Origin of the sequence: Idiomarina sp. UBA4520 (genome assembly GCF_002388365.1) — a bacterium.
GTDB lineage: Bacteria > Pseudomonadota > Gammaproteobacteria > Enterobacterales > Alteromonadaceae > Idiomarina > Idiomarina zobellii.
Genome location: NZ_DGMK01000014.1, coordinates 12,719 through 27,887 on the forward strand (window position 1 = coordinate 12,719; position 15,169 = coordinate 27,887).

At 47.7% G+C, this 15,169-nt stretch carries 16 protein-coding genes and 5 tRNA genes; all 21 read right to left on the reverse strand.

Features of this window, described 5'->3' with window-relative positions; all coding sequences use genetic code 11:
• Positions 1–3: 3 nt before the first annotated feature.
• Positions 4–381 (reverse strand): 50S ribosomal protein L7/L12, encoded by a 378-nt coding sequence (rplL, locus tag B3850_RS05775; protein ID WP_058576741.1) that lies wholly within the window; start codon positions 379–381, stop codon positions 4–6.
• 53 nt (positions 382–434) lie between these two features.
• Positions 435–953 (reverse strand): 50S ribosomal protein L10, encoded by a 519-nt coding sequence (rplJ, locus tag B3850_RS05780; RefSeq protein ID WP_058576827.1) that lies wholly within the window; start codon positions 951–953, stop codon positions 435–437.
• A gap of 248 nt (positions 954–1,201) precedes the next feature.
• Complete coding sequence (gene rplA, locus B3850_RS05785) at positions 1,202–1,897, reverse strand: 50S ribosomal protein L1 (protein WP_053953120.1); 696 nt, start codon at positions 1,895–1,897, stop codon at positions 1,202–1,204.
• Positions 1,898–1,900: 3 nt separating this feature from the next.
• Positions 1,901–2,329, reverse strand: coding sequence for a 50S ribosomal protein L11 (gene rplK / locus B3850_RS05790; protein ID WP_011233603.1), 429 nt, complete (start codon positions 2,327–2,329; stop codon positions 1,901–1,903).
• A gap of 137 nt (positions 2,330–2,466) precedes the next feature.
• Positions 2,467–3,006, reverse strand: a complete 540-nt coding sequence (gene nusG / locus B3850_RS05795) for a transcription termination/antitermination protein NusG (RefSeq protein WP_053953121.1) — start codon at positions 3,004–3,006, stop codon at positions 2,467–2,469.
• Between the two features lie 3 nt (positions 3,007–3,009).
• Positions 3,010–3,390, reverse strand: a complete 381-nt coding sequence (gene secE / locus B3850_RS05800) for a preprotein translocase subunit SecE (RefSeq protein WP_053953122.1) — start codon at positions 3,388–3,390, stop codon at positions 3,010–3,012.
• A 45-nt stretch (positions 3,391–3,435) separates the two neighbouring features.
• A tRNA-Trp gene (locus tag B3850_RS05805) sits at positions 3,436–3,512 on the reverse strand.
• A gap of 133 nt (positions 3,513–3,645) precedes the next feature.
• Positions 3,646–4,830 (reverse strand): elongation factor Tu, encoded by a 1,185-nt coding sequence (gene tuf, locus B3850_RS05810; RefSeq protein WP_053953123.1) that lies wholly within the window; start codon positions 4,828–4,830, stop codon positions 3,646–3,648.
• A gap of 87 nt (positions 4,831–4,917) precedes the next feature.
• A tRNA-Thr gene (locus B3850_RS05815) sits at positions 4,918–4,993 on the reverse strand.
• A 12-nt stretch (positions 4,994–5,005) separates the two neighbouring features.
• A tRNA-Gly gene (locus B3850_RS05820) sits at positions 5,006–5,080 on the reverse strand.
• 45 nt (positions 5,081–5,125) lie between these two features.
• Positions 5,126–5,210 (reverse strand) — tRNA-Tyr (locus B3850_RS05825).
• A gap of 19 nt (positions 5,211–5,229) precedes the next feature.
• A tRNA-Thr gene (locus B3850_RS05830) sits at positions 5,230–5,305 on the reverse strand.
• 133 nt (positions 5,306–5,438) lie between these two features.
• Complete coding sequence (locus B3850_RS05835) at positions 5,439–6,734, reverse strand: adenylosuccinate synthase (RefSeq protein ID WP_058576668.1); 1,296 nt, start codon at positions 6,732–6,734, stop codon at positions 5,439–5,441.
• Positions 6,735–6,838: 104 nt separating this feature from the next.
• Entirely contained in the window at positions 6,839–7,732 is an 894-nt protein-coding gene (gene hflC, locus B3850_RS05840) for a protease modulator HflC (RefSeq protein ID WP_286875184.1), read from the reverse strand.
• Complete coding sequence (hflK, locus tag B3850_RS05845; protein ID WP_058576667.1) at positions 7,732–8,883, reverse strand: FtsH protease activity modulator HflK; 1,152 nt, start codon at positions 8,881–8,883, stop codon at positions 7,732–7,734. Before hflK ends, hflC begins: the two co-directional genes overlap by 1 nt.
• 30 nt (positions 8,884–8,913) lie before the next feature.
• Positions 8,914–10,206, reverse strand: coding sequence for a ribosome rescue GTPase HflX (hflX, locus tag B3850_RS05850; protein WP_053953127.1), 1,293 nt, complete (start codon positions 10,204–10,206; stop codon positions 8,914–8,916).
• A 28-nt stretch (positions 10,207–10,234) separates the two neighbouring features.
• The gene (gene hfq, locus B3850_RS05855; RefSeq protein ID WP_053953128.1) at positions 10,235–10,492 is read right to left on the reverse strand and encodes an RNA chaperone Hfq; all 258 of its coding nucleotides are present in this window, start codon (positions 10,490–10,492) and stop codon (positions 10,235–10,237) included.
• Positions 10,493–10,672: 180 nt separating this feature from the next.
• Complete coding sequence (miaA, locus tag B3850_RS05860; protein WP_286911530.1) at positions 10,673–11,623, reverse strand: tRNA (adenosine(37)-N6)-dimethylallyltransferase MiaA; 951 nt, start codon at positions 11,621–11,623, stop codon at positions 10,673–10,675.
• Positions 11,610–13,403, reverse strand: a complete 1,794-nt coding sequence (gene mutL, locus B3850_RS05865) for a DNA mismatch repair endonuclease MutL (protein ID WP_286872483.1) — start codon at positions 13,401–13,403, stop codon at positions 11,610–11,612. Before mutL ends, miaA begins: the two co-directional genes overlap by 14 nt.
• Positions 13,403–14,713 carry an N-acetylmuramoyl-L-alanine amidase gene (locus tag B3850_RS05870; RefSeq protein ID WP_053953131.1) on the reverse strand — a complete coding sequence of 437 codons (1,311 nt, stop codon included), beginning with the start codon at positions 14,711–14,713 and terminating at the stop codon, positions 13,403–13,405. Before B3850_RS05870 ends, mutL begins: the two co-directional genes overlap by 1 nt.
• A complete protein-coding gene (gene tsaE / locus B3850_RS05875) occupies positions 14,710–15,168 on the reverse strand; it encodes a tRNA (adenosine(37)-N6)-threonylcarbamoyltransferase complex ATPase subunit type 1 TsaE (protein WP_126753009.1) in 459 nt (152 codons plus the stop codon). The genes B3850_RS05870 and tsaE overlap by 4 nt, the downstream gene beginning before the upstream one ends.
• Between the last annotated feature and the right edge of the window lies 1 nt (position 15,169).

The following is a 15,169-nucleotide window of genomic DNA, read 5'->3' on the forward strand; positions in this document are numbered from 1 at the left end:
GACTTACTTAACTTCAACTTCCGCACCAGCTTCTTCAAGCTGCTTTTTCAGCTCTTCAGCTTCGTCTTTGCTAACACCTTCTTTGACTGCAACTGGTGCAGACTCAACCATAGCTTTAGCTTCTTTCAAGCCAAGGCCAGTTGCGCCGCGAACAGCTTTGATAGCAGCTACTTTGTTGCTACCAGCGCCTTTCAGCATTACGTCAAATTCAGTTTGTTCTTCAGCTGCTGCTTCGCCGCCTGCTGCTGGACCAGCTGCTACTGCAACTGCTGCAGATGCGTCAACGCCGAATTTTTCTTCAGCTGCTTCGATCAGTTCAACCAGTTCCATTACTGGCATTTCAGCGATCGCGTTTAAGATATCGTCTTTAGTCAGAGCCATTACTCTAAACTCCTGGGTTGATAATTACAAAAAATGGTTAAAAAACCAACGTATTATTTAGCGTCTTTAATTGCTGCCAACGTTCTAACGAACTTGCTAGGTACTTCGTTAACTGTTTTAACGAATTTGCTAACAGGTTCTTTGAAGGTGGCGAGCAATTTAGCCAATGCTTCGTCACGAGTCGGAAGTGAAGCAACTGCGTCCAATTTCTCAGGACCCATGATGCCATTACCGATTGACAGAGCTGTAACCTGCAGGTTCTTGTTCTCTTTGGCAAAATCTTTGAACAAACGAGCTGAAGCGCCCGGTGCGTCCATAGAAAAACCATAAACAAGAGGTCCTTTCAGTACATCGCTCATGTCGTCGAACTGAGTGCCTTCAAAAGCGCGTTTTGCAAGAGTATTTCGAACAACTTTCAGAAATACGCCTTGCTCACGTGCTTTTTTACGAAGCTCAGTCATATCGGCAACTTCGATGCCTCGATATTCAGCAACGGTGACGGCTAGCGCATTCGAAGCAACGTCGTTAACTTCCTTAACGATGGCTTTCTTTCCGGCTAAACCAATTGCCACTGATATCACCTCGTTTTCAATTTGGAGCCGAAGCTCCACGTTACAATTAGGTGGAGTTACCTCCACCGCGTTGTCACGGTGATTCTCTACCCAGAGAGCCTGAGTCGGATATCACCATCTGCGTAGGAAATTAAGTGCCGCTATTCGATACTACTGAAATTCTCGCGGTACACCTACGGTCTTGGACGGGAGCCTTGCTTGTTGCCTTTTGAGCATTACAAACGGCAGCTCCAACCCATAAACCTTAATTAACCAGCGCTAACAGTACCCTGGTCAATACTTACACCAGCGCCCATCGTTGTAGATAAGCTGATGCGTTTAAAGTAAACACCTTTTGCAGAAGAAGGCTTAGCTTTCTTAAGCGCGCCTAATAATGCATCAAGGTTTTCTTTCAATTTCGCGTCATCGAAATCAACACGGCCGATTGTTGCGTGAACAATACCGTTTTTGTCGTTGCGATAACGAACCTGACCCGCTTTAGCATTTTTAACAGCTGTTGCTACGTCAGGAGTTACAGTACCTGTTTTCGGGTTAGGCATCAGGCCTCGAGGACCTAAGATTTGACCTAATTGACCAACAACACGCATTGCGTCAGGTGATGCTACGACAACGTCGAAGTTCATTTCACCTTTCTTAACTTGTTCAGCCAAGTCTTCCATACCAACAATGTCAGCACCCGCTTCTTTCGCTTTGTCTGCATTGTCGCCAGAAGTAAAGACTGCAACGCGAACGTCACGACCAGTACCATTTGGTAATACAGTCGCGCCACGAACGTTTTGGTCAGATTTACGAGCATCGATGCCAAGGTTTACTGCAACATCAACGCTTTCAGTGAATTTTGCTGTTGCTAGTTCTTTCAACAGTGCAATTGCTTCATTCACGTCGTAATCGCGGGCTTCAACTTTCTCTGCGATCATGCGAGCGCGTTTTGTTAATTTAGCCATCGATTAGCCCTCCACGTTCAAGCCCATCGCGCGAGCAGAGCCGGCGATAGTGCGTACAGCTGCGTCCATGTCGGCAGCAGTAAGGTCTGGTTCTTTAGTTTTTGCAATTTCTTCTAATTGCGCACGAGTCACAGTACCAACTTTTTTGGTATTAGGCTCGCCAGAACCGCTCTTGATACCCGCTGCTTTCTTAAGCAAGAAAGACGCAGGAGGCGTTTTCGTGATGAACGTGAATGAACGATCTTCAAATACTGTAATTTCAACAGGAACAGGCGCGCCTTTTTCCAGGCTATCTGTTTGCGCGTTGAATGCTTTACAGAATTCCATGATGTTTACACCGTGCTGACCCAAAGCAGGACCAACTGGCGGTGACGGGTTAGCTGAACCAGCAGCTACCTGTAATTTGATAATGGCTGATACTTTCTTCGCCATGATTATTTCCTCTGTTGTGGGTTTAACGCCTCGTAACTTTTCAGAGTAAAGTTACTCAATCGGCTCCCCGTTAAAAAAGGACGCGAATTATAAGTGAATTCGCGCCGTTGATCAATGCTAGATTGATGATTTTTTGATCACGACTTCTCGATTTGACCAAACTCTAAATCGACAGGTGTTGCACGACCAAAGATAGAGACGGAAACCGTTACGCGACTTTTCTCGTAATCAACTTCTTCAACAGTTCCGTTAAAGTCAGCAAACGGACCGTCGGTAACACGAACCACTTCACCCGGCTCAAACAATGTTTTCGGCTTCGGCTTGTCCGCAGAGTCCTGCAAGCGGTCAAGAATAGCGTCCGCTTCTTTTTTAGAAATAGGCGTTGGACGGTCGCTTGTACCACCAATAAAGCCAAGGACACGCGGAACGCTCTTAATTAAATGCCATGAATCTTCGTCCATGGTCATTTCAACTAGCACGTAGCCAGGAAAGAATTTACGTTCGCTTTTGCGACGTACACCGCCACGCATTTCTACGACTTCTTCCTTCGGTACTAATATTTCACCGAATTTGTCTTCCATGCCATGCAGCTTGATATGTTCTTTTAGAGATTCAGCAACACGAGCTTCGTAACCGGAAAATGCCTGTACGACGTACCAACGTTTCTTATCGCTCATAGATTAAATCTCCAATCCGGTTAAGAAGCCAACGACACGCACAAGGATGCCATCAAGACCCCAGAGAATTAACGCAACAATAACGGTCGCGACAACAACGATAAGCGTTGTTTGAGTTGCTTCCTGACGAGAAGGCCAAACGACTTTGCGAACCTCAGTGCGACTTTCTTTAGCGAAAGACACAAACTTTCTGCCCTTAATTGTGGTGCTAGCGAAAAAGCCAGCCAGTCCCACTAATACGACAACGCCTATAGCGCGATAGAGTACTGAGATTTCTTCTGCGTAGTAGTGATTACCGCCGATAGCTACAACTAGCAAGGCGATAGTGATTATCCATTTCAAGCTGTTTAATGAACTGCTCTGCGTCTCGTTATTTGCGCTCATTCTTTAATCCTAATTGCGACCGGTCTTCGCTTTGAACTTAAAATCTGGCAGGGGCGGAGGGATTCGAACCCCCAACCGTCGGTTTTGGAGACCGCTGTTCTGCCAATTGGAACTACGCCCCTAAATAATGTCCTTCACTCTTATCTTAATTGGTGCAGGATTGGACGCGGTATTATACCTAAGACAGCGCTTGGCGCAAGCCATAAAAAAGCCCGGCGCGAAGCCGGGCTCTCTCTATACGATACTTAAACCGTATTAGTCGATGATCTTAGATACAACACCTGCACCTACAGTACGACCACCTTCACGGATTGCGAAACGCAGACCTTCGTCCATTGCGATTGGAGCAATCAGCTCTACAACGAACTTAAGGTTGTCGCCTGGCATAACCATTTCTACGCCTTCCGGCAATTCTACTGCACCCGTTACGTCAGTCGTACGGAAGTAGAACTGTGGACGATAGCCTTTGAAGAATGGCGTGTGACGGCCACCTTCGTCTTTGCTCAGTACGTAAACTTCCGCTTCAAACTTGGTGTGCGGAGTAATTGTACCTGGCTTAGCCAATACCTGACCACGCTCAACTTCGTCACGCTTAGTACCACGCAACAAGGCGCCGATGTTCTCACCTGCACGACCTTCGTCAAGCAGCTTACGGAACATTTCAACACCAGTGACAGTCGTCTTAGTGGTGTCTTTCATACCAACGATTTCACACTCATCACCAGTGTTGATGATACCGCGCTCTACACGACCGGTAACAACGGTACCACGACCAGAAATCGAGAATACGTCTTCGATTGGCATGATGAATGGCTTATCGATGTCACGCTCTGGCTCTGGGATGTATTGGTCAAGCGCGTCTGCTAGCTCAACAATTTTCTTAGCCCACTCTTCGTCGCCTTCCAGCGCTTTCAGTGCTGAGCCTTGAACTACCGGCAGGTCGTCGCCCGGGAAGTCGTACTCTGACAACAACTCACGAACTTCCATTTCTACCAGCTCTAACAGCTCTTCATCGTCGACCATGTCACATTTGTTCATGAAGACAACGATGTAAGGTACGCCTACCTGACGTGAAAGCAGGATGTGCTCACGTGTTTGCGGCATTGGGCCGTCAGTTGCCGCTACTACCAGGATTGCGCCGTCCATCTGTGCAGCACCGGTGATCATGTTTTTAACATAGTCAGCGTGTCCTGGGCAGTCTACGTGCGCGTAGTGGCGAGTTGGAGTGTCATACTCAACGTGAGAAGTTGAGATAGTGATACCACGCTCTTTCTCTTCTGGCGCGTTATCGATGGCTGCGAAGTCTTTCGCCGCACCACCGTATACTTTTGCCAAAACAGTTGTAATAGCAGCGGTCAGGGTAGTTTTACCGTGGTCAACGTGACCAATGGTGCCGACGTTTACGTGCGGCTTCGAACGTTCAAATTTTTCTTTAGACATTGCAGCCTCTCTAACAAAATTCTTTTGGTGTTTTACCTAAACTTACGTTTGCATACCAAGGTTTCGTTAGAATGGCCTAAAAAGAAATGGTGCTGATAGGCGGATTCGAACCGCCGACCTCACCCTTACCAAGGGTGCGCTCTACCAACTGAGCTATATCAGCACGACTTGAATTTGGAGCGGGTGGCGGGAATCGAACCCGCGTCATCAGCTTGGAAGGCTGAGGTAATAGCCACTATACGACACCCGCAAATTCACAATTTTGTGAGGCCACCTCAAAACCAAGGAAATTGCGTGGTGGAGGGGGCAGGATTCGAACCTGCGAAGGCGGAGCCGTCAGATTTACAGTCTGATCCCTTTGGCCACTCGGGAACCCCTCCCGCATTTTGCAATTTGAATTGGTGCCGGCAGAGAGAGTCGAACTCCCGACCTACTGATTACAAGTCAGTTGCTCTACCAGCTGAGCTATGCCGGCACCCCGGTTAGGTGGAGCGCATTCTATGGTACTAAATTTGATAGTGCAATAGCTTTGCGCAAAAAATTTAAAAATTCGCGACCAAGTGGTCAGTTTTTAACTCCTTTGAGTAAAAACCGACCGAAACAGTCATTTATTCAAACGGATGACGAAGTACAATAGTTTCGTTACGGTCAGGGCCCGTTGAGATGATATCAACCGGTACGCCTGTCAGCGCTTCAATTCTGGATATGTACGCTAATGCTTGCGGCGGTAACTGGTTATGCTCCGTCACGCCAACCGTACTTTCCTGCCAGCCTTCTAAGGTCTCATAAACAGGCTCGACCAAGTCATAGTCTTCAGCTGCCAATGGCGGATACTCACTGATTGTGCCATCAGCCAACTTATAGCCCGTACAAATTTTTAACTCATCCAGACCATCAAGCACATCTAGTTTGGTTAAGCAAAAGCCACTGACTGAGTTAATTTGCACCGCACGACGCATTGCCACTGCATCTAACCAACCTGTGCGGCGTTTACGACCAGTTGTTGCACCAAACTCATGACCTTTAACGCCTAAGTGCTGGCCAACATCGCAGCCGAGCTCTGTTGGGAATGGACCACTACCGACACGAGTCGTATAGGCCTTCACGATACCTAATACATACTCAATATAACGAGGACCAAAGCCGGCACCTGTCGCTACCCCACCTGCCGTAGTGTTAGATGATGTCACATAAGGGTAAGTACCGTGATCAATGTCCAACAATGTGCCTTGAGCACCTTCGAACATGACTTTGTCGCCGTTCTTACGAGCCTGATCAAGCATTGCCGGTACATCGGCAACCATTGGCTTCAGCAATTTAGCAAACTCTTTGCATTGCTTAAGAACCGTATCGTAGTCGATGGCATCGGTTTTATAATATTCAGTCAGGGCAAAGTTGTGGTAATCGACAAGCTCTTTTAGTTTGCCTTCAAAACGTTCAGCATTAAATAAATCGCCAACCCGCAGACCACGACGTGCGACTTTGTCTTCATACGCAGGGCCGATACCTCGACCGGTAGTTCCAATAGCTTCTTTACCTCGTGCTTTTTCACGAGCCTGGTCTAGAGCAATATGGAAAGGCAAAATTAACGGGCAAGCTTCACTCACTCGCAAGCGCTCTTTAACAGGCACGCCTCGCGCTTCAAGCATATCAATTTCTTCAATCAATGCTTCCGGCGATAGCACTACGCCATTACCAATAACACACTGAACATTTGAGCGCAGAATACCTGATGGGATAAGGTGTAAAACCGTTTTCTCACCGTCAATAACCAGTGTATGACCTGCGTTATGACCACCTTGATAACGAACAACTAAGCTCGCTTTGTCGGTCAACAGATCGACGATTTTACCTTTACCTTCGTCACCCCATTGGGTGCCTAAAATAACAACGTTCTGACTCATGATTGCCCCGCGTAAAAAAAAAGCGTGGCGATCTTACCTTGTATCGGGGAGTTTGTACATGAGGGAAAAGTGCCCAATGGAGTCATTGGGCACTGGTTGGACTTTTAGTCTTCTTTCGAACCCATCATATTTTGCAGATAACGGAAGAAGTCACTGTTCGCATCCAGGACTAGCATGTCATTACCTTTACCAAAGGAGTTAGTATAGGCTTCCATGCTGCGGATGAATGCGAAAAACTCAGCGTCTTTTTCATACGCTTCAGCATAAATACGAGCGGCTTCTGCGTCACCTTCACCACGCAGTTCACGCGACTGACGCTTAGCATCAGCGAGCATAACGGTCACTCGGGCATCGACGTCGGCACGGATAAACTCAGCCTGCTCTTTACCTTCTGACCGGTGCTCTGTTGCAACCGCTTGACGCTCAGCACGCATACGCTGATAAATCGATTGGCTGACCTCGGTCGGCAGGTTAATTTGCATAACCCGTACGTCAAGCACTTCAATACCTAAATCTGAAGCACTTTTAGCGCCCTGAAGCAACGCTTCACGCATAAGCTCGTCACGCTCACCAGAAACAATATCTGAAATGGTGCGATTACCAAACTCACTACGCAAGCCACTGTTGATTCGACGAGTAAGTAAAGCTTCTGCTTGCAGAATATTACCGCCGTTTGTACTCAGGTAGAACGTAGAGAAATCATTAATACGCCACATGACATAGGTATCAACAATTAAGTCTTTTTTCTCACTGGTTACAAAGCGGTCTGGGTCACCGTCCAAAGTTTGCAGGCGCGCATCCAGCTTTTTAACTTGCTCGATAAAGGGTATTTTAAAGTGTAAGCCTGGCTCGAATACCATCGCTTCACCCGTTTGGGCGTTACGTTCAACCTTACCAAATTGAATCAAAATGGCTCGCTCACCCTCTTTCACCACGTAGATGGAGGACAAACCCAGCGCGACCAGGACCACAACTATTATTGCGATTAGGTTTTTCATTAGTTTCGACCTCCGCTACGGTTGCTGTTGCGAGTGTTTTGCGGTTCCGAGTTAAAAGACGTTCCTGCGCCTTGCTCTGGAACTCGCGGAGGCGAGAAGGTTTCAGTATTACGACCTTGCTTCTCTAATAGTTTTTCAAGCGGCAAGTACATCATGTTGTTGCCACCTTCGACATCCACCAGGACTTTTGGTGTCTTCGCATAAAGGTCTTGGAGTGTGTCTAAGTAAATGCGTTCACGCGTCACTTCCGGTGCTCGCTCGTACTGAGGTAATAGCTCGTTAAAGCGTGCAACCTCACCCTGAGCTTCCAGAATAATTTGTTCACGATACGCTTGAGCTTCTTGCAACATACGGCGAACTTGACCACGTGCTAACGGCTCAACTTCACGCGCATAGGCTTCAGCTTCACGAATGTAACGCTCTTCGTCCTCTTGCGCAGCTATAGCGTCATCAAACGCGTCTTTAACCGCTTCTGGTGGACGTGCCGGCAGTAAGTTGATATCGACAACTTGCAGACCAACTGTGTAAGGATTCATTGTCGACTCAAGCATTTCCAGTGTATCTGCACGGACTTGCTCACGACCACGAGTCAGCACTTCGTCCATTGTTGTATGACCAACAACATAACGTAACGCACTGTCAGTTGCGCGCGATAATACGCCGTCTGCGTCCTGAACATTGAATAAGTAAGCGCGGGGGTCGACCACACGGTACTGAACATCAAGCTCGACACGAACAACGTTTTCATCTTGAGTCAGCATGTAACCCTCGGTTTTATCCGAACGAACGTTGTTAACGTCGACATGTTCAACGGTATCGACAAAAACAGGGCGCCAATGCAGACCTGACTCAACCATTGTGTGGAACTGACCAAAACGAAGCACGACGCCACGGTCAGCTTCTTTTACGGTATAAAAGCCCGCAATGAACCAAACAATAAGGGCGATAATAGCAATAATGCCAATACCTTTACTTGGAATGCCTGAGCTACCGCCAGAGCCTCCACCTTTATTGCCGCCAAAGCCGAACTTTGAAAAGAGTTTACGGACTGCTTCGTCAAGATCAGGTGGTCCCTGATCTTTACCGCCCTGATTTTTCCATGGGTCACGGTCGTTGTTGTTACCGCCGTTCCCCGGTTGATTCCAAGCCATGGACTGCTCCAATTTATGGTTTAACTTATATTAATTGTTCTTTTGGACAATTAACTCATCCAAATTACTATCAAATCGTTTTTTCAGGCGCTGCCAGTCTACCGATGATAAACGCACATGCAACGCCAGTTGTCCGTTTTCGTCGACATCTTCCGATGTCACACTGTTGAGTTCGTACAATGTACCACGTAATTTACCCATAGACGGCGGTATTTTTAGTGTGGCGTCCATCATTTGAGGGCCCAGTAACTGGGTTAAAGCCTCTAAGATAAGCTCGACACCAATACCTTCCTGAGCCGATACCCAGACTCTTACTGGCTTGCCATCCTCGTAATCGATACGTGGTTTTGCGCCATCTATCTGATCTATTTTATTACAAATAATCAGTTGTGGCACATCCCCAGCGTCAATTTCTTCGAGTACTTCTGTCACCTGGTCAATATTACTTTGCTGCTGGTCATCAGCGACGTCAACCACATGCAAAAGTAAGTCGGCTTCCTGGGTTTCCTGAAGCGTCGCCTTGAAAGCAGCGACTAAGTCATGCGGCAAATGCCGGATAAAACCAACAGTATCCGCCAGAATCAAGTCGCCAACATCTTCAATAGTGAGCTTACGAAGAGTGGGGTCCAACGTCGCAAACAATTGGTCTGCTGCGTAAACGCCCGCTTCCGTTAACTGATTAAACAGCGTTGATTTACCGGCGTTGGTATAGCCCACTAACGAAACTGTAGGAATTTCGGCTTTCTGACGGGCACGCCGTCCTTGCTCGCGTTGCTTTTGAACTTTTTCCAGACGCCGCAGAATATTCTTAATACGTCCGCGAATTAATCGTCGGTCAGTCTCAAGCTGCGTTTCACCCGGGCCGCGCAAACCGATACCACCTTTTTGGCGCTCCAAGTGAGTCCAGCCACGTACCAAACGCGTTGAGATATGACGTAATTGTGCCAGCTCTACCTGCAGTTTACCTTCGTGAGTACGCGCCCGCTGAGCGAAGATATCAAGAATAAGCCCGGTTCTGTCCAGAACGCGACATTTACAGATAGCTTCCAGGTTACGCTCTTGCGTTGGGGATAACGCATGATTAAAGATAACAATGTTGGCATCCAGCGCCTTCACTTGCTCGGCTATTTCTTCTGCTTTACCACTGCCAACAAAGTATTTCGGCGTCGGTGAACCGCGGCTTGTTGTTATAACGCCGCGAGTCTCAACACCAGAAGAGTTTGCTAAAAGTTTAAGTTCAGAGAGATCTTCTCGGTTTACTTCAGTGGGAAAGTCCACATGAACCAAAATTGCGTAGTCGCCACCTTCATACCTATCGAACAAGTTGTATCAGACCTCTCTTTTCTTAAAATTAATCGTCGAACTCAGCCACGCCTTCAGCCGCTTGCTGAGGCAAGTAGTTTTGCGGGATTCTAGCCGGGACGACAGTCGAAATAGCGTGTTTATAAACCATTTGGCTAACAGTGTTTTTCAGCAATACAACAAATTGGTCAAACGACTCAATTTGCCCCTGTAGCTTTATACCATTGACCAAATAAATGGATACCGGGATGCGCTCGCGGCGCAATGCATTTAAAAACGGGTCTTGTAGAGTTTGCCCCTTGGCCATCTTGGATTCCTTTTTTTATCGTTATTCATTATCCAATGCGAAATACAAAAAGTGACAGCACCGCCAATTTGCTATCACCTGTAAACACACACTAGACCAGTAAAGAATTTTTGCAACCAGAAAAACGTTAAAAATTACTCATTTATTTGCTAATCGGATCTGTGGGCGGTACTGAAAATTTCAATCCTTGGGAGGAAATTTTTGCGCAGGTTGAGCTAAGGCAGCCTCAACTTTGTCGTTCATTTGCGGGTCATCAGTTTCCAGCCAAGTCACACCTGGCCAGCCGTTCAGCCAGGTTAGTTGGCGTTTTGCAAGCTGCCGGGTAGCGATAATGCCGCGCTCTCGCATTTCCTCATACGACAGTTCGCCATTTAGGTATTGCCACATTTGGCGGTATCCGACGCTACGAATGGACGGTAAGTCTTCATGTAAGTCGCCACGTTCAAACAGCTTTCTAACTTCGTCCTCGAATGGCTCAGACAGCATTTGATCAAAGCGCTGCTCAATGCGCTGGTGCAGTACTGAACGCTCCTTTGGCGCAATCGCAAACTGATAAACGGGCTTATTCAGCTGACCAAAGCGCTCTTTCGTCAGTTCAGTCAGTGTTTTTCCACTGACCTCATAAACTTCCAGTGCGCGCAGGGTTCGCTGAGGATCATTCGGATGTATGCGGTTGGCACTGACAGGATCAACCGTTTTCAACCGGTCATGCAAAGCAGCAAGCCCACTTGCTTCCATTTCTTGGGTAAGTTTTTGTCTAACCGACGCATCAGACTCAGGCAACTGCGACAAGCCTTCGAGCAAAGCTTTGAAATACAACATGGTGCCACCAACCAGCAAAGGAACCTTTCCGCGCGCCTGAATGTCGTCAATTAAACGCAGTGCATCGCGCTGAAAGTCGGCCGCTGAATAAGTCTCTGACGGGTCGCAAATATCGATAAGATGATGCGGTACTTTGGCTTGCTCTTCCGGTGTTGGTTTTGCGGTGCCAATATCCATTCCGCGGTAAATAAGCGCCGAATCGACGGAAATAATTTCACAGTCCAGCTTGTCGCACAGTGCCAGCGACAGGGCTGTTTTTCCGGCAGCTGTTGGACCGTAAATGGTAATAACCGCATTAGTGGTTTGCATTATAAGCCTCCGGCACTTCAATAAACTGGAGGTAGTCGGCAGACTCATGTAGTTGATCGCGCCACTGCTTCACCCAGTGCTCTGCTTCCGTTGTACTGTATTCACCTTTAGCAACAAAGGCCGTCAGCCATGTTAGCAGCTGGGTGTCGGAGTTCTCTGACACTTGCTCAAGTAATTGCTTAAATAACAGTGCGACATTGCCTTTACGAAGCATTTCCGGCATTTGCTCGATAACCACCATATCTTTCTGACGATAGTACATGACCCCCAGGCGGTTCAGCTGTTGCTCTGGCCATTGGCTAACCGGCGTTTTAAACTCTTTTGCTGATACCGTTACGGGAACCAATAATGGCTGTCCAGACAAGCCGTCTTCAAGCTGCTGAGAAAGCTTCTCCTGTGCGCAAACTGCATGCACCTGTCGTACATTCAGCCAGGCCAACCGGTTTGAGTGTCTAACTAAAGCCTGATGCCCGTTAAACAGTGACAGTAAGCGCCAACTTTCGCTCGGGGAACTTGCTTCTTGTGTACTTACAGAAGCCGATGCGTAGAATGCCGATGCATTCCCTGTTGATGCAGGTTGACTCTCAAAACGTCCTGAGGCAGTTTTTACCGCGTTAGGCAGTAACGACCCCATAGCTTTTCTTGGCGCCGTTGAATAACGACTGCTCTCCCTCATGGTTGACGTATCGTTCGACTGATACTGATGGCGGTGGGCACTTTCGTAAGGCTCGCCTTTAAAATCAACCGATGCGTCTTCGGCGCCAGCACTTACTGACATTTCAGTCAGTGAGCGTAATACGCGTTCAACCTGAGTAAGAATAAAGTCGTGTACTTGCCGCTGATAATGAAAGCGCACTTCATGCTTGGCCGGATGCACGTTTACATCGACCTGCTCAGCAGGTAGCTCAAAATAAAGAATGTAAGTCGGCACGCGGTCAGTCGGTAAGTACTTTTCGTAAGCCTGCCGCACGGCGTGCGCTAGAAGCTTGTCACGCATCATACGGCCGTTAACAAAAAAATGCTGAACATCGCCCTGGTACCGACAGTGCTCCGGTGCCACCATCCAGCCTTTTAATTTGTAGTCACCTTCCGGGCTTTGTAACTGATACGCCTGCTCAGCGAACTGCCCGCCACAAATTTTTGCCACGCGCTGCAACTGCTGCTTTTCTGAATCCGCCCTGGGATAGCGCCGCAACGTTTTGCCGTTATGGCTGAGTTGAAATGCCACATCAAACCGACTTAACGCAATACGCTTTATAACCTCATCAATGTGGCTAAACTCGGTTTTTTCTGTACGTAAAAACTTACGCCGGGCTGGCGTGTTAAAAAATAAATCCTGAATATCAACGGTCGTGCCGTTAGGGTGCGCGGCAGGTTCGACATTAACCTGCATGTCGCGACCTTCTGTCCACGCCTGCCATGCCTCACTTTGCTCAGCCGGCTTCGACGTTAACCGCAGCCGCGACACAGAACTAATACTGGCTAAAGCCTCCCCTCGAAAACCTAAGCTACCAATACACTCTAAGTCTTCTAATGACTTAATTTTACTGGTTGCATGACGACTCAGCGCCAACGTCAGTTCATCTCGAGAAATACCGCAGCCATTGTCGCGAATACGAATACGCTTGCTGCCGCCTTTCTCAATATCTAGAACAAGCTCGTTTGCACCGGCGTCTAAGGCATTTTCTATCAACTCTTTTACGACCGACGACGGACGCTCGACTACCTCACCGGCGGCAATTTGGTTAGCAAGTTCTATAGGCAATTGTTGAATCGGCATTAGCGGCTCGGGATAGTGATTTTTTGTCCAATTTTAAGGACGTTACTTCTTAAATTGTTTTCCGTTTTTATCGCTTTCACTGTCGTATTGTAACGTTGCGCCAAAACAGACAAAGAGTCACCCGACTTCACCGTATAAGTAAAGCTGTTCTGATTCGCCAAGTAGGTGTTGTCTATCGGGTTACTGACAAAATACCGACGAATACCGTTATACAGCGCCCGAGCCATTTTTTGCTGATGCGCATTACTGGTCAATAAGCGTTCTTCGTCCGGGTTAGAAATAAACCCAGTTTCGACCAAAAGCGACGGCTTATCCGGTGACTTTAATACTGCCAAACTGGCCGCCTGAGGTTTTGTCTTGTGCATTTTAGTAACGGATGACATTTCATCAATAATGTGTCGCGCTGCACTGTAGGCGCCGGCAATAGAGCTGTCCATCGACATATCAAGCAAGGTTTCGGCCAAATAAGGCTCGTGACTGTTTTTACTTAAAATATCGGTAACACCGCCAAGTAACTCAGACTCTTGCTCTCTATTCTCTAACCAACGACCCACTTCTGAGTCCGCCCGTCGCTTAGACAAGACCCAAACCGATCCGCCCCGAGGTTGAGGTGTTCTGAACGCATCAGCGTGAATCGATACGAAGAAGTCGGCTTTAGCATCCCAGGCTTTTTGCGGACGCTCATTCAAGCCCAAATAATAGTCGCCTGTGCGCACTAAAAACGCCTGCATGCCCGGGTCATCATTAATCATCTTTGCCAAAGCACGCGCTATTTTTATCACCACGTTTTTTTCGTAAGTACCACGTGGCCCTATTGAGCCGGGGTCATCCCCGCCATGACCAGCATCTATTGCAATAGTGACTTTGCGATCTTTGAGTTCGTCAATCGACTTTGCCGGACCGCTGCGTTCAACTGACTTACCCGGTAGGTCGACCACCAGGCGGTCTTTGTATGACTCATTCGCGGGGAGTACAAATAGGTTTGGTTCTGTTTTCGAGTTCAGTTCAATGACAATGCGGCTACTACGATTATTCTTAGGGCTGCTGGTACGCACTTTGCGCACAAGTAAGGAGTCTTTACCCAGGTTGGTTAAGCCAGTGTTTAACTTAGTGTTGTTAAAGTCTATGACTAAGCGGTACGGCTTCTGCTGGTTCAGCATAAAGTAGGAGTACTCTGGCGTCTCCGATAAATCAAAAACCACACGCGTCTTGTCCGGCGACGGCCAAACCCTGACACTCTCAATACTGTTATCTGCCCATACGCTGAACGAGCATAAGGCAAGAAGCACGACCCAAAACTTTTTTATCATAATGACTGAACGATAGTTTTCCCGGTGTTAGTTAGCGCATTTATAATTATTTTTCTGCCCTGCTCATAATAGCTTAAGGCAATTTCAATGTCTGCGTCCGGAAGCCAGCCTGCACCTTTTTCCGGCCATTCAATAAAATTTAGAGTGTCTTCGGCAAAGTAGTCACGAATACCCATATACTCGAGCTCTTCCGGGTCAGCCAGGCGGTACAAGTCGAAATGATGAATGCGCCAGCCACTTAACTGATAAGGCTCTACCAGGGTGTAAGTTGGGCTTTTTACTGCGCCTTCGTGACCCAGAGCCTGAATCACCCCTCGACAAAACGCTGTTTTACCCGCGCCCAGTTCTCCTTCCAGGTAAACCACCACCGGCTCTTTAATACTTTCTGCAAAACGCTTCGCCAAAGCTAACGTAGCTTCCTCATTCGGCAACTCTTGCTCGAAAACCACACTCATT